General features: G+C 56.3%; 15 protein-coding genes. 7 read left to right on the plus strand and 8 right to left on the minus strand.

The genetic code is table 11. The features are described from left to right. Nucleotides 1-6: 6 nt before the first annotated feature. The 3 genes from QVZ43_RS03340 to QVZ43_RS03350 all read right to left on the minus strand — a co-directional run bounded on the left by QVZ43_RS03340 (nucleotide 7) and on the right by QVZ43_RS03350 (nucleotide 2,851). A complete protein-coding gene (locus QVZ43_RS03340; RefSeq protein WP_302908861.1) occupies nucleotides 7-1,131 on the minus strand; it encodes a diguanylate cyclase domain-containing protein in 1,125 nt (374 codons plus the stop codon). A gap of 125 nt (nucleotides 1,132-1,256) precedes the next feature. Next, nucleotides 1,257-1,973, minus strand: coding sequence for a Crp/Fnr family transcriptional regulator (locus QVZ43_RS03345; RefSeq protein WP_302908862.1), 717 nt, complete (start codon nucleotides 1,971-1,973; stop codon nucleotides 1,257-1,259). Between the two features lie 95 nt (nucleotides 1,974-2,068). After that, nucleotides 2,069-2,851 (minus strand): Crp/Fnr family transcriptional regulator, encoded by a 783-nt coding sequence (locus tag QVZ43_RS03350; RefSeq protein ID WP_302908863.1) that lies wholly within the window; start codon nucleotides 2,849-2,851, stop codon nucleotides 2,069-2,071. 288 nt (nucleotides 2,852-3,139) lie between these two features. Between QVZ43_RS03350 and QVZ43_RS03355 the strand changes: the two genes are divergently transcribed. Together QVZ43_RS03355 and QVZ43_RS03360 are read left to right on the plus strand one after the other, a co-directional pair. After that, nucleotides 3,140-3,541 carry a DUF4398 domain-containing protein gene (locus QVZ43_RS03355; protein ID WP_302908864.1) on the plus strand — a complete coding sequence of 134 codons (402 nt, stop codon included), beginning with the start codon at nucleotides 3,140-3,142 and terminating at the stop codon, nucleotides 3,539-3,541. Continuing rightward, entirely contained in the window at nucleotides 3,538-4,380 is an 843-nt protein-coding gene (locus tag QVZ43_RS03360) for an OmpA family protein (protein ID WP_302908865.1), read from the plus strand. Before QVZ43_RS03355 ends, QVZ43_RS03360 begins: the two co-directional genes overlap by 4 nt. 90 nt (nucleotides 4,381-4,470) lie before the next feature. Here the strand turns inward: QVZ43_RS03360 and ptsP are convergent, their stop codons facing one another. Next, nucleotides 4,471-6,162 carry a phosphoenolpyruvate--protein phosphotransferase gene (ptsP, locus tag QVZ43_RS03365; RefSeq protein WP_302908866.1) on the minus strand — a complete coding sequence of 564 codons (1,692 nt, stop codon included), beginning with the start codon at nucleotides 6,160-6,162 and terminating at the stop codon, nucleotides 4,471-4,473. An 853-nt stretch (nucleotides 6,163-7,015) separates the two neighbouring features. Then, nucleotides 7,016-7,219: a CsbD family protein gene (locus QVZ43_RS03370; protein WP_302908867.1), complete on the minus strand. Its 204-nt coding sequence runs from the start codon at nucleotides 7,217-7,219 to the stop codon at nucleotides 7,016-7,018. A gap of 231 nt (nucleotides 7,220-7,450) precedes the next feature. Here QVZ43_RS03370 and QVZ43_RS03375 point away from each other — a divergent pair, with 231 nt between their 5' ends. The 5 genes from QVZ43_RS03375 (at nucleotide 7,451) to QVZ43_RS03395 (ending at nucleotide 12,650) form a co-directional block, all read left to right on the plus strand. Beyond that, nucleotides 7,451-8,740: a cation:proton antiporter gene (locus QVZ43_RS03375; RefSeq protein WP_302908868.1), complete on the plus strand. Its 1,290-nt coding sequence runs from the start codon at nucleotides 7,451-7,453 to the stop codon at nucleotides 8,738-8,740. A 180-nt stretch (nucleotides 8,741-8,920) separates the two neighbouring features. Beyond that, nucleotides 8,921-9,469: an outer membrane beta-barrel protein gene (locus QVZ43_RS03380; RefSeq protein WP_302908869.1), complete on the plus strand. Its 549-nt coding sequence runs from the start codon at nucleotides 8,921-8,923 to the stop codon at nucleotides 9,467-9,469. A gap of 386 nt (nucleotides 9,470-9,855) precedes the next feature. After that, complete coding sequence (locus tag QVZ43_RS03385; protein ID WP_302908870.1) at nucleotides 9,856-10,311, plus strand: arginase family protein; 456 nt, start codon at nucleotides 9,856-9,858, stop codon at nucleotides 10,309-10,311. A gap of 381 nt (nucleotides 10,312-10,692) precedes the next feature. Then, a complete protein-coding gene (locus QVZ43_RS03390) occupies nucleotides 10,693-10,995 on the plus strand; it encodes a hypothetical protein (RefSeq protein WP_302908871.1) in 303 nt (100 codons plus the stop codon). A gap of 1,262 nt (nucleotides 10,996-12,257) precedes the next feature. After that, complete coding sequence (locus tag QVZ43_RS03395; protein WP_223794369.1) at nucleotides 12,258-12,650, plus strand: hypothetical protein; 393 nt, start codon at nucleotides 12,258-12,260, stop codon at nucleotides 12,648-12,650. 193 nt (nucleotides 12,651-12,843) lie between these two features. On the opposite strand, the gene QVZ43_RS03400 is transcribed toward QVZ43_RS03395, so the two are convergent. From QVZ43_RS03400 to QVZ43_RS03410, 3 genes are all read right to left on the minus strand, one after another. Beyond that, a complete protein-coding gene (locus tag QVZ43_RS03400; RefSeq protein ID WP_302908872.1) occupies nucleotides 12,844-13,458 on the minus strand; it encodes a TetR/AcrR family transcriptional regulator in 615 nt (204 codons plus the stop codon). Between the two features lie 93 nt (nucleotides 13,459-13,551). Then, complete coding sequence (locus QVZ43_RS03405) at nucleotides 13,552-15,186, minus strand: GMC oxidoreductase (protein WP_302908873.1); 1,635 nt, start codon at nucleotides 15,184-15,186, stop codon at nucleotides 13,552-13,554. Nucleotides 15,187-15,548: 362 nt separating this feature from the next. After that, the gene (locus QVZ43_RS03410; protein WP_302908874.1) at nucleotides 15,549-17,237 is read right to left on the minus strand and encodes an HAD family hydrolase; all 1,689 of its coding nucleotides are present in this window, start codon (nucleotides 17,235-17,237) and stop codon (nucleotides 15,549-15,551) included. Nucleotides 17,238-17,253 lie beyond the last annotated feature (16 nt).

Here is a 17,253-nt window from a genome sequence, read left to right on the forward strand (position 1 = left end):
AAAAAATTATCCCCAGCGGTGCCAGATCAACACCGGTTCATCCATTCTTTTGCTTCGAGCAAATGGGGGTTGCAGAGGCAATGCCAGCTCAGTCGGCGCTTGCAGCTGCTGGAAGAACCGGTAGCCGTTGCGCCCATTTTCTTTGGTGGCGTACATGGCCGTATCCGCATTCTCCATCAGGGTAGTGGCGTCCTGCCCGTCCTCCGGATAGACACTGATACCAATGCTCACTGTGACTTGGACTTTGCGCCCATCAATCTTGCGAGGTTCGGCGAATCGGGCCAACAGTTTTTCCGCCACCTGCAGGGCATCTTCCGGCGCCTCGATTTCACTCAACAGGACAACAAATTCATCACCGCCGTGGCGGCTGACGGTATCGGTAGTGCGCAAACAGTTCCCAATCTCCACGGCGATGTCTTTCAGTAGCGCATCACCGGCGCTGTGACCCAGGGAGTCGTTGATCTGTTTGAAATTATCCAGATCAATGAACAGCAGCGCGGTTTGCTTGCCGTGCCGACGCGCCAGGCCAACGGCCTGAGTGAGCCGCTCCATCATCAGTATTCGGTTGGGCAGACCGGTGAGATGATCATGCTGGGCGTCGTGGCTCATCTTCCTCAAAGCGGACCGGGAGTGACGGGCATCTTGAAAAACAATAACCGCACCGGTCGTTGTGCCGTGACGGTCGCGAATGGGGGTCGCGGAATCCTCGATGGCAACACTGGCACCGTCTCGGCGCATCAGGACACGGCCCAGAGCAAGCTTCACGGGCCGATCCTCGTTGATGGCCCGGCGCGCGGGATTCTGCTCCCCTGCCCCGATGGTATCGTCGAAAATGAAGAATACCTGTTCAACCGAACGCCCCTTCGCCTCTTCCCGTGACCAGCCGGTGAGTCCTTCGGCTACATTGTTGAGATAGACAACCAAGCCCTCAGGATCGATGACCAGCACCGCCTGGTTAATCGCGTCAAGGGTGGTCTGCGCAATATCGTTGAACGAATCAGCGCCAAATGCCGATAGCGGGAATGCCAGGGTGGGCTGCCCTGCTGCTGGTGCGCTGACTCCGCAATGGGGGCATGCCGGCCCTGTCTCGAAGCAGGTGCGGGGGTGGTGAGGCGAAAAGGTTCTGAACATCGGTATCGACCTGGTATGGGAGCTATGAATCAGCCTATACCTGGGAAGTGTGGCGGTCTGTTCGGAACCGCACTCAGGCTGCCAAGCGGCCCGGGAACGCGCAACCCCCGAACCCCCGGTATGCACTAGGCGGATGGAACGGTGAGCAGACGATCAGTTTCCCGTTTGACCACCGCATAGCATTCGCAGCTCATTTGCTCGAGCCTGGGGCGATCCACGACTTCAATGTGTCCGCGCCGGTATTTTATGACGCCCAGTTGCTGCAGCTTTCCAGCCGCTTCCGTCACCCCTTCGCGGCGGACACCCAGCATATTGGCGATAAGCTCTTGGGTCATGACCAGGTGGGTCGTGGGTAAACGATCCAGCGAGAGTAAAAGCCAGCGGCACAGTTGCTGATCGATGGAATGATGGCGATTGCAGACGGCGGTCTGTGCCATCTGGGTGATCAACGCCTGCGTATAGCGCAAGACAAGTGACATGAGGTCACCGTGTCGATGAAATTCGTCAACCAGGCGCTGCCCTGCCAGGCGATAACCACTACCACCGCTCTGGACCACTGCACGGCTCGAGGTGCTCTCACCGCCCATGAACAATGAGATCCCCACCAGGCCTTCATTCCCCACAACTGAGATTTCCGCAGATGCGCCGCTCTCCATCACATAGAGCAAGGAAACGATGCTGTCGGTGGGGAAATACACGTGGCGCATTTTGTCCCCGGCTTCATAGAGCACTTGGCCCAGGGGCATGGGGATTTCCTCAAGATAGGGTAAGAGCCGTTGCCGGACGTCCGCGGGCAGTGCGGCAAGGAGATGGTTCTGTGTGGGGTGCGGTGACGGTGTCATCGTTGGCGCCTCCCGTGGCCGACCAATGATGCAGATCAGTGTACGCCATTAGTAAGGCAGAATGTACGAAGCCATACATTTTACAAACTGTTCATTTATTCACCTTTCGGGCCTTTTGACGGCGCATGGGCGATATTCGGTGGGAGCCTACAGGTGTGGCATAAACTCTTTGGGTTGCCAATACTGGTCTCATAGCATTTGCAAGCTGCTGCTTCAAGCGCGGCGCGGTCGATAATGGCGATCCTGCCGTGACTGTAGCGGATGCACCCGTCCTCTTGCAGCTTTAGCGCGGCGAGGGTGACCGCTCCACGCTGGACACCCAGCGTCTCCGCGAGGATGCGATGGGTCAGGGGCAAGGCGGCCGTTGGCGCCCGGTCTTGGGCCAGCAACAGGCCCCGTGCCAACCGCTGCCCCACGTCGTGAAAGCGAATACAGCCGACTGCTTGCAGCAGTTCCTCGAAAACAACCGAAAAATAACGTTGCAGCATACGGCGTAGTGCCGAATGGCGCCTTATGGCCGCCCGAAGCGCCTCGGTTTCCATTCGCAATGCGAGGCAGGGTGTCTGGACGATGCCTTGCTGGAACGAGCGATTGACGTCCAGGATCAGGTTCACGCCAAGCATTCCCTCGCTTCCGATACCCTGCGTTTCGAAAGGCCGGTGGCCTGCCAGTTTGGTCATCAGTGTAATGTTACCGACGATAGGAAAATAAACGTGCTCGAAGGGTTCGTCGGCAACACACAGCACAGTACCGGCGGGCAACTCAACGTATTCACAGTGTGCCAGCACGGCCGTGCGGGGGCCGGACGGCAAGCTGTCGATCAAGCGATTCCCGTTCTGCGGCCCATCGAAGGCCTCACTTTTTCCTCTTGCGGCCATGGTGCTCTCCCGCGACAGTTACCCAGTAAGCCATACACCAGCGACGGCACAGCCTGAATGGTTCAACTGTGGCCGAGCAGCCGCGAAGTTTCTGTACGTTACACCACCGACCTTGCCATATCCGGGATTCCCTCTCCCCCAGCAGCCAGGGAGCATGCAGCCTGCTGCGTCGATCGCCCAGCTCTTTCTGCAGTAAATAAACAGGGATGGGTACGGTAGCGTACAGAGCGCGGCCCCGAGGAACCCTACAGTGAAGATTACACGTAGGGCTTCCGGAGGAGCACTGACATGAATCACTCAAACCAAAAAAGTATTGCCAACCGCCTGCGCGGTGGCCTGGGGCTGGCGGTCGCCACCGTACTGATTAGCGCTTGTGCGTCGGCGCCTCTGCCCCCCACCAGCGCGCTGAAAGAAGCACGGGATGCCATCGCTACTGCAGAACAGGCCGGCGCCAGGCAGCATGCGGGCGCCGAACTGGATGAAGCGCAACAGAAGCTGTTGAAGGCGGAACGCTCTGTCAGTAAAGAGCAGATGCAAGACGCAGAGCGCCTCGCCCGGGAGTCAGCCATTGCGGCCGAGCTTGCCACAGCGCGAACCGAATCCGCGAAGGCGATGGCTATCAATCGGGAAATGGGTCGCAGCGCCGATGCCCTGACCGAGGAAATGGGGCGCCAAGGAGAAGAGCAATGAACCTTTCCATGAATCAAAATGTCAAGCGTGGTGGTATGTTGGCCGCGCTGTTGTGCTCATCGCTGGTGGTCGCGTCCTGTGCCACCGGACCGACAGCCCCCATCGGTGCCGAAAACGTGCGCGGCAAACTGACCACCCTGCAGGAAAATCCCAATCTGGCCGATCGGGCCCGCATGGAGCTCAGGGATGCGGAAATCGCAGTACGCCTTGCCGAGCAGCCATTGCCCGATGCTGACGCAGCTTTGGGTCAGCATCGGGTCTTCATGGCTGATCGGGCAGTCGCGATTGCCGAGGCCAAAGCGACCACGCGATATGCCGAGGATCAGCGCAAAAGGTATGGCGAGGAGCGCGCTGCGGCCCGGCTGAATGCACGGACGCTCGAAGTCAGCAAGGCCCGGGAGGATGCAGCCGGAGCAGCCGCCCTTGCCATGCAGCAGGAAGCGGAGTACCAGAGCCAAATTGCGGCACTCCAGGCAGAAGTAACCGACCGTGGCGTGGTTCTGACACTGGGAGATGTGCTGTTTGCCACCGGAAGCGCGAAACTTCAGGGTGGCGCCAGCAGCAACCTCAACAGATTGGTGGATTTTCTTAACCAGTATCCGGATCGCAACGCTCAGATCGAAGGGCATACCGACAACGTCGGATCCGCTGACTACAACCAGCGCCTCTCGCAAGATCGCGCCGATGCTGTTCGGCATTATCTGACGCAACAGGGTATCGCCTCGCAGCGGCTCTCCACATCGGGGCTCGGCATGGATCGGCCGGTCGCAAACAACGACACCCCCACCGGGCGTCAGCAGAACCGTCGGGTAGAGATCATCATCGAGAATCCATCGTAACCGAGGTCGACCAAGCGGAAGTGCTGGCAACCGTTTCCCGCCCCCTTACAGCCTGCCTGTCTGGGGGCTTTACCTGTTCTCTGCAAACCGTCATGACCTCTGTGGTTTCGTTACCGCCGAAACCAAACAATTGCTGTGACGGATGGCCTCCTTCACTGCGGGGATCAGCGGCCCCGCGACGCTGAGGGTCCGTATGCCGCACTGGAGGACCCGGGCCACTTGCTCAGGGCGACCCGCCAGTTCACCACACAGCGATAGCGGCATCTCGGGCACATCATCATGGGTGAGTTGCATGAGCCTGAAGATGACTGCGTCGGCGTCGTTGAAATAGGGCTCTACGGCGGCGTTTTCACGATCGGCAGCAAACGCATACTGGGTGAGGTCATTGGTGCCGAAACTTAGGAAATCCACATCACCGGCGAACTGCCGTGCCGACAATGCGGCCGCCGGGGTTTCGATCATGGCGCCCAGCTGCGGTGGAGTTGTGATGTTCAGCTCGCCACAAAGCGCCAGCAGGTGTTTTTTGACCACCATCACATCCTCAGCCAGGGTCACCATGGGAATCAGAAGCCGCACATCATATTCCTGGCTCAACGCCAAGATAGCCCTGAGCTGCGTTTTCAGTAGTTCCAAGTACTCTTTCAAAATACGCACGCCGCGGCACCCCAGCGCCGGATTGGATTCGCTCGTAAATTCAATAAAAGGTAGGGGTTTGTCGGCCCCCACATCCAGCAACCGCACTACGACGGAACAGCCTTTGGCCGCCGCGAGCGTGTGCCGCATATCCGCCAACAACGCCTCGGCACTGGGGGGCTCCAGGCGACCGAGGTAGGCCTGTTCCAGCCGATAAAGGCCGACACCCTCTGCCCCGTTGCGCATTGCGTTTTCGGTGTCTTGGCTGAATCCGACATTGGCCAGCACGGCAATGGATACACCATCGCGGGTGATCGCCGGCTCCAGGGCGTGGGCCTGTGCCCGTCTCAGGCTTTTGGCAAGTGTCCTGACCTTTTTCTGAAACTGGTCAATCTGGCGGCCCGTAGGGCGCAGGGTAACTATGCCGGCACTGCCGTCAACCAGGGCAAGCGCCCCCTCTCGATGGATATCTGATAGTTCGGATAGGCGCGAAATACAGGGCAATGCCATTTCCCGGGCAAACAGGGCAACATGCGAGCCGAAACTGCCGTATTCAAGCAGCACGGCCGCCACTGAACGGTCAGCCAGGAATATCGTATCGGAAGGTAGTAGCCGTGACGTGGCCAGCACGCAGCCCGAAGGGATCTCCTCCAGGGGGTTGGCTGTGATGCCGGCCAGAGCATTGTATAGACGCACTGAAACGTCCCGGAGATCGTCACTTTTGTCCCGGGCTATCCGTGACTCCATCAGGAGAAAACGTTTTTCCCAACGACGGAACACATGCCGAACGGCGGTGCTGGCATCCACGAGGTTCTCAGTAATTTCCCGACGCAATTCTTCCCTGAGGGCAGGATCATTGAGAATCAGTTGGTGAGCCCCGAAAACCTCAGCCAGACTGGAATCGACTTGCTCCGCAACTCTTAGTACCAGTGCCGCCAAATCATCCGACACTCTGGTCGTCGCAGCATTCAGGCGGGAGAACTCCTTCTCCACGTCATTCAGGGAAATCGCTTCAGGCGGGATATCACGAAGATCTAAAAAGCTGTGATGGACATGGACAATTCCCTGAGCCATGCCCGGAGAGATCGTCTTGCCCTTGAGGATTTCAGTTTCCGAACCGCGCTCGGAATCCGGATGAGTTTCAAACATAAGTCCTCCCCATGATCGCGGCTCGAGTGAGTAACCGTCCGGGGGGACTTGAGCGACCCAAATGTCGCTGACCATGGGCCAGTCTACCACATTGCCCGGTCGACGGTGGGTGCTCACGCAGCCCGAGCTATGTACGTCATCGCACAGACCTACGTTCCGGGTGCACGCTAAATTACAACTGTAAACAAAAGCGGACATTTGCCACGGTCGAGGTTTTCGACTGTGGTAGCTTTTCTCACACTCGCAGTAAACTGCTCTCAGTAAAAAGACGAAATCATGTGAGTAGAGCGATTTCATTTTTTGCGTGCGGATTTGCGTAATTTTTAGGGCTGTATAGCTTATTTTCGTTCGACTGAAGGAATGGCTTGGCTTTTTGTGCTCAGCTTTATTTGACCCGCTAATTTATGAGCCTGCTGAAGTAAGAGAAAAAGGATATGCGGTATTTTTTACAAGTGCGAGGGTTACCGTTGTTGGCTCTTTGGGGTTTTAAAACCTCAATCAGAGCCAGTAACCCTCGATAATCCGCCTTGGCTTAGCGAAAACCCAGGAAGGAGAGAATCGCTAGAACGATAACGACTGCACCAACGATATAAACGACATTATTCATAAGTGATGACCTTATCTAAAACCTGTAATTTGGGTTGCGCCGCATTCCCTGCGGCGGATGATGCAACTCCCTGTACTGGCAGATCCATTGCCACATCGGGGTTCAGATTGACGTATCAGCGTTGCCGGGTCTGTACGCTAGCCCACAGAGCGCAGGAAAAAATGGTGGTGGGTATGGTCTGGTAGTTGAAATGCTGCCTGCGAAACAAACCTGCAGGCAGCCAAATCAGAGTTAGGTGGGGGTATGTCAATTCCTGCGGATTTGTTCGAAGTCCTTGATTTGCTTGTCCGCTTCGTCTCGGGTAACGCCATAGGCCTGCTGAATCTCGCCCGCCAGCTGTTCACGCCGGCCAGCAATCTCGTCGAGGCGGTCATCGGTTAACTTACCCCATTGCTCTTTCACCTTACCCTTCAGTTCTTTCCAGTTACCTTCGATGGTGTCCTTGTTCATGTCAGTTCCTTTGGCTCTCTGGCCAGATAATAGGTTCATGTAACGGCGGCCCAGTTCCAGAGAGAACTAGTGCCACCGGTGTTTCATCGTGCGCTGAAACCGGGTCACGGTCTGTGTGTTAACAGACACAGATGTGTTCAAGTGGGATAGCGCACAGAGGCCGGCCTGCTTATCGGGCAAATTAGTTTGTAGGAACAAGTTTTTGAACCCTTATGAGCCTGAGGCAGTCATTTGACCAACTCCGTCTGGTTTGTCGCGATTGGAACTCTGCTGATTCTCATGGGGACGCGGCCACCGGTGCTCCAGCGTCTGAATCTGACGCCGTCCATGGTCTATTTGAGTGTTGGCGTGCTTCTGGGCCCGCTGATGTTCGGCGTGTTTCATTTTAACCCGCTGAAACAGGCGCATTTCCTGGAAGTGCTTGCCGAGCTTGCGGTGTTGTTGTCATTGTTTATTGCAGGCACGAAGATGCCGGTGCCGTTCAGCTGGAAAGCATGGCGCGTACCTATGCGTCTGGCATTTATCTCCATGACTATCACTGTCGTCCTGACGGCCTTCTTCGGTTACTACCTGCTTGGACTTCCTTTGGGGGCGGCGATTTTGCTGGGTGCCATACTGGCGCCCACCGACCCTGTATTGGCAACGGACGTTCAGGTCCGACACATGGGTGATACTGACCCTCTGCGGTTCACCTTGACCAGTGAAGCGGGAATGAATGATGGCAGCGCTTTTCCTTTCGTAATGTTGGGGCTGCTGTTACTCGGTTCCCCGCTCAGTGACGAGCTGCTTGGAAGATGGGTTTTTAAGGACGTCTTGTGGTCAACAGCGTCGGCCATTGTGGTCGGGCTTGTGACGGGTCGGTTGCTGGCTCAGCTTGTGCGAGGGCAGCGATCTCTCGAAAGAACGGTCCCTTTGCTGGACGATTTCCTAGGTCTTGGACTCATTGGCCTGACCTACGGCGTATGCCTGCTGATCGATGGCTGGGGGTTTTTGGGCGTGTTTGTTGCTGCCATTTCGCTGCGGCAATCCGAAACGACGCTGGCTCAGGCTGAGAAGCCTGGCAAAGGCGCGGAGACAGCTGCGGCCTCTTTCGATCAGCCGAGTGAAACCATCCGGCATCTTCCGACCGAGGTGTCGAAGGGCTCGTTGATGTTCAAGGAGTCCCTTGAACGCTTGTCCGAACTGGTATTAGTGGTTTTGCTGGGTGGCATGTTGTTTGACGACTCCTGGAGTTTTCGGGCCGTTGGTCTCGGCCTATTCCTGTTTGTCATTGTTCGGCCGGCAAGCGTATTTCTTGGTTTAATCGGATCCGGGGCACCCTGGCGGCTGCAGATCCTGGTGGGCTGGTTCGGGGTTCGGGGAATCGGTTCTCTCTACTATTTGATGTTCGCCGTTGTCTTCGGCCTGCCGGAAGAACTGGCGCTGGAGCTGATTCACCTCACGCTGGTGGTTGTGGTGCTCTCGATCATCATTCACGGACTGACCGTCAAACCGATGATGACGCGGTGGTGGGGCCTCTGAAACACTTTCGTGGCCCTATGTGTGCTTGCGAACAGACAGCACAAAGGTCCAACCCTGATTCTGAAAAGGTGGTTTTGCACCGAATCGAATGACCCTAATTCGCTGCGCCACGACCCGCGTCCGATATTCATTGGCGCGTAATTGGAATGCACTCTGAACAATGTGAGCGAGGAGCTTGTCATGATCAGAATCAAGACTGCGGCGATCACTTTCTGTCTGTTAGGAGCTTTGCCCCTGGCGATATCCGCACAATCCGCTGAGTTTGGCCCGCGCGAAGGCGATCGTGAACTTTCCCTTTCGGGAACCGGCAGTAATGACCGGGATTTCAACAGTGGCAGCTTCGGCTTGACCGGTGATCTGGGCTGGTATCTGCAGAGTAATGTGGTGGCCGGTATTCGTCAGAGTATCAATTACGCTGATATTGAAGGCCAGGGCGTCACCGATGATTTCTGGAACGGCTCGACCCGGGGGTACCTCGACTACCAATTCCTTGACGATCGTGCGCGACCCTTTGTTGGTGCGAGTCTGGGCGGCATTTATGGGGATGGCGTTAAGGACAGTGCCTTTGCCGGACTGGAGACAGGGTTAAAGTACTATGTTCAGACCAGGACTTATTTCCTTGTACGCGCGGAGTACCAGTTCCTGTTCTCCGACACTAGTGACGCGACGGATGCGTTTCAGGATGACGGCATTTGGGCTTATACCGTCGGTCTGGGTTATAACTTCTGAACGTCGTTAGGGCGATGCCCCGGCTGCAGCTCGGGGAACACTCGGTGTAGCGAAAACCCATATCCTGCACGGAATGCTTGGGGGCAAGCTGATCAACGACTGATTGATGGAGCGCACACCGCCTTTTACCCTGTGTGCGAAGGTGGCGCTGGCGAATGCACGCCGCCGCGGCTGACCTTGCGCAACAAGGATTATGCCAGCCTCTCGAGCACTCAAAGCGTTTTCGAACTTTCCGGTTCGTAACGGAAAGTGCCCATGAGGGAGGTTCTAGAGCTATCAAAGCTACGGCAGAAACGGTATTGGTTTACTATGACATGCGGATGCTCGGGCACAGCCCACATGGATGGGGCCCGGGCCACCCCGCCTGGACAGAGTCGGTCAAGGCTATGATTAGCCAGCAATATCCCGGCAGCAACTTAGAAACCTATACCCACCCGGAACGCCTGACTGCGATTGTTGACCGGCTGATGCTGGAACCAGTTAAAGGGGTGCGCTGGATGCTGCCGACGGCGGTCACCACGGATCAATTGACGCCGGTTCATGACACGGACTATGTCGCTCACATTGAGTCGTTAAAAGGTGCCTCCTGCTGGCTTTCCAAAGACACCACGGCGGTGTCGCCAGGGAGTGTGGAGGCGGCTGGCCTTGCTGCTGGAGCCATGCTGGACAAGATCCCGGTTGCCATCAAGGAATTCCAGCGCAAGGAGGCACTTGCTCCCAGGGCGAAGCAGATAGCAATAACCAGCAAAAATAACACCACCGACTCAGCAATGACGTCGCCAAACGTAGCTCATGATCTTCATACGCTGGGGGTGGCGACGCACATCCATGGTGATGTATGAGGCACAGGCAAAACCCGCCAGCAACGATATCCAGGCAACGGTGTTTAGCCAACCAAGTATCATTTGGAACTCCTTGTCCGACTTCGCGAATAACTCTTCAGCATCAAACTGCCGCTGGGCGCCTTACCTAAAGTCACCTGAAGGCATCAGCAGCGTCTGTGCGCTGTCACGCCGCACCTTCCTTTTCCATGGGCTCAAGCGACGTTTGGTGTGCAACCGAACAGACAGACTTCTGTCAGGCCTTCAATGTTGACAACAGTGCACTGCGATTGCAGTGGCAAAATCGATTGATCCAAGGTCAGGTCTTGCCTTTTGCATCCTACGGCAGAGGCAAAAGGCAAGACCTGCCCCCGGGTAATCGATTAGGTTCGGGAGGGCGTTATGATCGGTTTAACTCAGTTATCGCAGGGCAATTATTTACCGACAGAGGAGATGAAGGGGCTTTTGCGGCGGTGGTATTATCTGAAATTCGGTCAGAAGAAGAGCACCGTTGAATTGATGGCCACAGCCTCCGATCTTCGAAATAAAAGCGCGTTGAGCATTGTGGCGCTGCTGGACGTCGACGAGCAAATGATATCTCACGTGGTGGGTAAGAAAAGGCTCATTTTTGTTCAGAACTGCCATGCATACCTAAAGGGCTCAGTAAACCATGCGGGGTTGAATTCCGACATTTCAAATGACTGATATCTAAAACTGACTAGTTTTTTTGTAGCCTGGCACCCATGAAATGGAGACGAAGTATTCACTGTAGACGACCACAGAAAGCACTAAATTTCCGAAACAAAATATCAGTAACTTACCCGCCAAATTCCACACAAAGTGCTAACCAAACTTAAAGTAGATCCTACAATAGGGCGCTCATTCCGATTTCCACACAAAATGCTTAATTCAGCGTCCAACTCCGAGGTGAAAACTGTCAGCTGAGAACGAGGAAATCATAGAATAGGGGGAAGGCATTCATACGAAGGGAAGCTTCAAACAGAACAACGCATCAGATGCTAGATTCATATTTACTGCTGGCTTTTTAGGCTTCTGATTTTGTAACCATCCCGTAAAATCGGTGCATGCTTGATTAGATTCCTCCTGGCTGGGCTTAGGTCTGAACGGTCGCTTTTGCGACCTCTGAGCATCCTGTTTTCTAAACAAACAGGGAAAAGGAGGCTGGGCTTTCCCGTAGAGACTTGGTCGACCGTTTGTAATGTCCGCTTTGCGACCGGCGCTTCCTCCTTTGCTCGCTAGAACTGCTTGCGGTTTAATGCGAATACAATTTTGGGCTGTTAAGGGCACTTATGGCTGTTTTTAATTTTAGGGCCATTGGAATTGGTACGAGTGTCTTCTTGATCTCTTACCTGATTTTCAGTTTTTCACTCGGCGTTGATTCCGAGCCCGCACTCGGAGCAGTCGGGTTTCTGTTATTTCCAATCTTCATCATGCCTGGTTTCGTTGCGGGTGGGATAGCTAAACGCAATGGAGTAGTTAACGGGGCTGCGATGGGGGCCGTCATCGGACTAATCTCATTGGGGGTTTTTCTGTTCCCATTCCAAGGGTCGGCATCAGGCGCTTTAGGTGCGGGAATGATCTTCGGCGCTTCCGCAATATTTTTTGCGAGTCTGGGCGGGCTCCTTTGGCATGCCTATGAAGCCATATATAACCTGCTCCGGCGAGGCTCTTAGCAAGTGGCTGTGGTGTCGAAACCGTTTTTTTGCGCTACACCTACACCCGAATGTCCGCTATGCGACCATCGCGGCCACGATATGCTGACTTAGCCCACCTGTTTTGGCCGGCACTCTTTTTCTCCCACCTAATAGGACATAGCCATACCTGCTTTGACTGGCGACCTTGCGGAAGTAAATCGTCCAGCGAGTTGGCCCTGGCTAATTGCGCTGAACGAGTGATGGGCTGCTATCCTGTCATAGTCTTTCATCGTCACAAGGGTGTCCCTATCCATGGTTACCTACCTGTATTGGTTCATTATTCTTGCCCTCGTGTGTGGCGCCCTGTTTGGAATCGGTGTCAGGCTGGGGAAGTGGCAACTGGCAGTGATTCTGGCGGTGGTCATCGCGATGCTCGGCACCATGGCCTATTACTTTTGGCTTCAGCAGATATTCGTGAAGCGCTATGGCGGCGTGATGAGTATTACTATCCCTCAGGGCCTGCAGCATATTGGCTCCACCTGGAAGGACGATAACCTTTGGATTGAGGACTACAACCCGGAGACTAACGAATGCATTTTCCGGGAATACTCTCGGGGCGACCTGTTGCAAGGGCGTGTCGTGCTTAAGAACTGTCATCCGCTGGGGGCTTCGCCGTCAGTTTCTGTACCGGCCACCAACGAGTAAAGCGGAGCCGCTTTCTTACCCCCCTGTATCAATCGGAAAATAAACTTCCTGGACTGTTCCGGGCCAGGTTTATGGCACCAATGGGCAAGATCCCATTTCTGTACAAATTGCAGCTGAAGACCCTGGCGTCTGAGGTGTTTCTCGATATGGACTGAGTGCTGTATTGGTAGGCCGGAATTCGCCCCTCTCAGCCCTACATAAAGGAGTCCAATGCTGCCCGCATTTCATCAGCGAGTGACGCCCGGCTACGGGGGGTGCCCGTGACCTGGTTTTGCAGCTGGTAACGGAAGAGGCCGTCAATCAGTGCATAACCAATTTCGGCATTGGTTTTTTCATTGCTGCCGGAACGGCTAGCGGCACGAGCGACTATATCAATCAACGTTCTCTCGATATCCTTGACCACCGGCCGGAAGGCAGGGTCGAACAGAGCCTGGCTCCGCAGGTCATACCAGAGCCGGTGTATCAGGGCATCATCAGCAATACTGTTGGCCAGTGCATTGGTCAGGGTGTCCAGTACCTTTTCCCGGCCCTCTGCGCCGCTGATGGCATCTGCGAGCTGCGAGGTGAATGACGTTTTGTAGGCGGTTACGCAGTACAGGATCAGTTCTGTGCGATCTTCGAAGTAGTAGTGCAGCATGCCAAGCGACAGATTGGCTTTCTCGGCAATATCCCTCAGGCTTGTGTTGGCATACCCCAGCTCCTGCAGAGCTTCCAGAGCGCTGCTGGCAATCTGATCCTTCTTCTGCTGGCGCTTACGGCTTTTGCGCTCGGCGCGGACCAGTAATTTTTCGGACACATCGGAACTCATTGGGTATTTCCTCAAACGGATGATGCGGCGTGGGGCGCTTCAGTACCCTGATAGGGCGCGAACCGCCCCACCCTTAACCCATTGGCGAATCAGTCACATTGGAGCCTTTGAATCATTCGCTTTCTCCGGAATAAACGACATGGCTCGTTCCGCAAGTGCTGTGATGGTCAGGCTCGGATTCACGCCCAGGTTGGCGGATAGCATTGAGGCATCCACCACATAAAGATTCTGATAATTGAATACCCGGTTTTGGGCGTCGATCACTCCGTTCTCCGGTGAGTCCGCCATGGCGCAACCGCCCATGCAATGCGCTGTCATGGGTACGTTGAACAGAATCTCGCTCATGGAGCTGAGGCCCACCCCCCCGGTGGCATTGGCCGCCTTCTCCGCAAAGGCATTGGCTTCCGGGATAAACGTGGGAATACGATCGCCCTCGGTCGCCAGCCGTTTGGTGAATGGCCAGTACCACGCCCGTTTCCAGCGCATGTTGATGTGACCGTCGAGGGTCTGCATGACCAGGAACATCACTGTTTCAGAAGACCACCGATAGGGCAGCATACTGCGGATGCCAGTGATACCCCGGGTGGCGATCAGCTTGGTGAGAGCGCCCATCCAGTTCAGTATCCGGGTCGGCCCCGGCCGGCCACCGGTCAACACGGTGAACAGACTGCTCATCAGGTTGGAACCCTCGGGATAGCGAACCGCCTCGATATGAGTGTGCTCGTCAACGTAGATGCCAGAGCCAATGGCGATTCCACGGGACATATCCTCGTCGGTGCCGGGGTAGCGAACCCCAAGGATCGACTCGGAATTGGTGCGGACCCGCTTGCCAAGGTCGTCGGACACGTTTGGCAGCGACCCCGACTCCTTCAGCTTGAACAGGAGTTGCTGGGTACCCAGGGAAGAGGCGGCAAAAACGACGCTCTTGGCGGTGATACGGGTCTTGGGGCGGTTAAAGCGTTTGAACGCCGGGGCCGTGATCACCTCGTAACCCTCCGAGCCATCTGAGGCGCCCAGGGGTCGGACATCCACGCATTCGGTTTCCGCCCGCACTTCCGTACCCAGTTTTTCAGCCAGATACAGGTAATTTTTGTCCAGGGTATTCTTGGCATTGTAGCGGCAGCCCACCATGCAGCCGCCGCAGCCGATGCAGGAATTCCGCGCCGGACCCTCGCCGCCGAAATACGGATCCGGATGCTCGGTGCCCTCAGGCTCGTCGTCGTTGCCGAAAAACACCCCCACGTCGGTGTAGTAGAAACTGTCCTCGATGTTGGCGGCTTTCGCCATTTCGCGGAGTTTATGATCCGCCGGTCCGGGGCGACGGTTTTCGGTGACGCCCAGCATCTGCTTGGCGGTCTGGTAGTGGGCAGGCATGGTGCCTTTCCAGTCATCCAGCCCGGCCCAGTTGCCATCGCTCCAAACGCTGTCCTTGGGGACAAGCAGTGTCTGGGCGTACGTGATAGAACCACCACCGACGGCATTGCCATGGAGAACCATAACGTGTTTGAAGAGTCGAAGGCTCAGGAATCCCTTCAGGCCGAGGAAGGGGCGCCAGAGGTAATCCCAGGCTTTCCAGTTGGTGCGGGGCAGGTTCTCGGGAGTCCATCGGCGCCCTTGTTCCAATACCAGGACCCGATAGCCTTTCTGGCTCAGACGATAGGCTGAAACGCTGCCGCCAAACCCGGAACCAACGACGACGTAATCATAATCATGCTGTTCGTTTTTCATATGGAAGGCTCACCGATTAATTGTTGTTTGTAGCCTCCGAACTCCGCCGCGCCAGCGACGATGTCGGGTCTGGCTCGCTGGCTTTGCGCCAGAACGCTGGTGGCGTCCCACCACTGCTGTCAGTTCGTTAGTGGCAGACAACCCCTTGGTTTTCCAATTGTGCTTTTAGCTAATCATTTTTTCTGGACAGCTGTCCAATTAAATTGACCTATTTGGAGTGCCAGGTGTAGTAGTTGCCCGGAGAGAACCCGTCATTGAACCCGGATGGATTCGCCAGAAACGACAACCGACCTGAAGCGAAACCAGACGTGAAATGAAAGGCCAGCCATGCCGAAGAAGCCTCTGGTCAAGGTGGCAAACCGTCAAGGAGGACCAATCTCACAGGCCAGCACCAGCGCCCAGAACTCTGAAAAATCGTTTACCACCACATCCGGTTTGTGGGGGTGCTTGTGGGTGCCGGGAAAGATCCGGTTCAGCCAGGGCTGGTCCCACTGGGCACCGTTGAAGAACACCGACGTCATGCCGGCCTGCTTGGCGGCAATCACATCCGTGGTGCTGTCGCCCACGTACCAGACGCTCGGGTCCGGCGGATAATCCAGCTTCTGTACCGCCAGCAAAAGCTGATCCGGGTGGGGTTTCCTCAGCGGTGTATCGTCCCCGCAGACGTTCACATCGAACAGGTGTGTCCAGCCGGTTTCCTCGACTGCCGCCAGCTCGTGTTCGAAAAACTCCCGGTCCCGGTTGGTGATCACCCCCACCTGCATATGCAGCCGGTGCAGCCCTTCGAGCACATCCCGCACCCGGGGTTCAAAGGCTTTCACCGTGCCGTAATGGGTACGGTAGTGGTAATTGAAGGCCTTGTGGGCAATCTGCTTGGCTTCCTGGTCCTCACCAAACAACACTTCAAAGATATCGGTGCGGGAAATTTTCCGGTCCGCCTTCACCTTGGGGTGCAGCCGGGCGAACTCCCGGACGTAGGCCACCAGCCGGGCGTCTTCCGGCGTCTTGCTGTCCTCCGGTGCCACCATACGCCCCATCAGGTCGAGCTTGTAGAAATCCGGCAGCATGTCATCCACGGCGTGGTACATGGCGTCCAGGGTATCCACCAGCGTGGCGTGCCAGTCGAACAGCACCACCGACGGACGGATCAGCTTGACCAGTGCCGGGTGCCAATCGGCCTCGATCCGGGGCTCCGGGCGCTCGGGTGGTGGGAAGGGCCTGGGGCGCACCTCGGCCGGGGTCTGCTGGAACGCACTCGGCTCCTGGCGCTCCAGCAAGGCCAACAGATCCAGCAATTCTTCGAAGCTTTCAAGAATGGCGGCCGGAGCATCCTTGGAAGAAAACCAGCTGTCGATCCGGGCCTGATCCCAGCCGGCGCCATTGTAGAATACGCCGGCCACACCCGCCCGGTGTGCGGTCAGCATGTCGACGAAACTGTCGCCCACATACCAGGCCCGTTCGTCCGCCGGAACGCCGAGCTGCTCAAGCACTTTCAGAATCACCTGAGGGTCAGGTTTGTACTCGGTCACATCGTCCGCGCAGACCGTGGCGTCGAACAGGTGCTGCCAGCGCCCTTCATCGACCGTGCGCAGCTCCTTGTCCAGAAATTCCCGGTTACGGTTGGTGGACACCGCCAGCCTGATCCCCATTTCCTTGAGGGCAGACAGGTATTCATAGGCACCGGGCTGGAACGGTTTCACCTGCCCAAAGAAGCGCCGGTAAGCGGTGTTGTAGGCTTTGTGGGCGATGAGTTTGGCGTCCCGGTCCTCGCCGAAAATGGCATTAAAGATATCGGTCCGGGAAACCCGGCGTTCGGCCAGTATCCGTGGGTGCAGCCGGCGGAAGATCCGGATGTAACGCACCAGCCGGGCATCGTCTTCGGTGCGGCACTGGTCTTCCGGCAGCAGCCGCTCCACCAGATCCAGCTCTTCCAGCTGGGGCAGCATTTCTTCCATAGCGCTGAACATGGCGTCGTGGGTATTCACCAGGGTGCCATGCCAGTCGAAGATCAGCACCGACGGTGCCGGAAGGGATTCGGAAAATCGGGCCATACACTGTCTCCCTGCA

The sequence above is a fragment of the Marinobacter suaedae genome (genome assembly GCF_030519635.1).
Classification (GTDB): domain Bacteria; phylum Pseudomonadota; class Gammaproteobacteria; order Pseudomonadales; family Oleiphilaceae; genus Marinobacter; species Marinobacter suaedae.

What these genes read in the sequence shown, in the direction of transcription:
- QVZ43_RS03340 (WP_302908861.1), bottom strand. Translation starts at nt 1,131, where the DNA reads ATGTTCAGAACCTTTTCGCCTCACCACCCCCGCACCTGCTTCGAGACA.
- QVZ43_RS03345 (WP_302908862.1), bottom strand. Translation starts at nt 1,973, where the DNA reads ATGACACCGTCACCGCACCCCACACAGAACCATCTCCTTGCCGCACTG.
- QVZ43_RS03350 (WP_302908863.1), bottom strand. Translation starts at nt 2,851, where the DNA reads ATGGCCGCAAGAGGAAAAAGTGAGGCCTTCGATGGGCCGCAGAACGGG.
- QVZ43_RS03355 (WP_302908864.1), top strand. Translation starts at nt 3,140, where the DNA reads ATGAATCACTCAAACCAAAAAAGTATTGCCAACCGCCTGCGCGGTGGC.
- QVZ43_RS03360 (WP_302908865.1), top strand. Translation starts at nt 3,538, where the DNA reads ATGAACCTTTCCATGAATCAAAATGTCAAGCGTGGTGGTATGTTGGCC.
- ptsP (WP_302908866.1), bottom strand. Translation starts at nt 6,162, where the DNA reads ATGTTTGAAACTCATCCGGATTCCGAGCGCGGTTCGGAAACTGAAATC.
- QVZ43_RS03370 (WP_302908867.1), bottom strand. Translation starts at nt 7,219, where the DNA reads ATGAACAAGGACACCATCGAAGGTAACTGGAAAGAACTGAAGGGTAAG.
- QVZ43_RS03380 (WP_302908869.1), top strand. Translation starts at nt 8,921, where the DNA reads ATGATCAGAATCAAGACTGCGGCGATCACTTTCTGTCTGTTAGGAGCT.
- QVZ43_RS03385 (WP_302908870.1), top strand. Translation starts at nt 9,856, where the DNA reads ATGATTAGCCAGCAATATCCCGGCAGCAACTTAGAAACCTATACCCAC.
- QVZ43_RS03390 (WP_302908871.1), top strand. Translation starts at nt 10,693, where the DNA reads ATGATCGGTTTAACTCAGTTATCGCAGGGCAATTATTTACCGACAGAG.
- QVZ43_RS03395 (WP_223794369.1), top strand. Translation starts at nt 12,258, where the DNA reads ATGGTTACCTACCTGTATTGGTTCATTATTCTTGCCCTCGTGTGTGGC.
- QVZ43_RS03400 (WP_302908872.1), bottom strand. Translation starts at nt 13,458, where the DNA reads ATGAGTTCCGATGTGTCCGAAAAATTACTGGTCCGCGCCGAGCGCAAA.
- QVZ43_RS03405 (WP_302908873.1), bottom strand. Translation starts at nt 15,186, where the DNA reads ATGAAAAACGAACAGCATGATTATGATTACGTCGTCGTTGGTTCCGGG.
- QVZ43_RS03410 (WP_302908874.1), bottom strand. Translation starts at nt 17,237, where the DNA reads ATGGCCCGATTTTCCGAATCCCTTCCGGCACCGTCGGTGCTGATCTTC.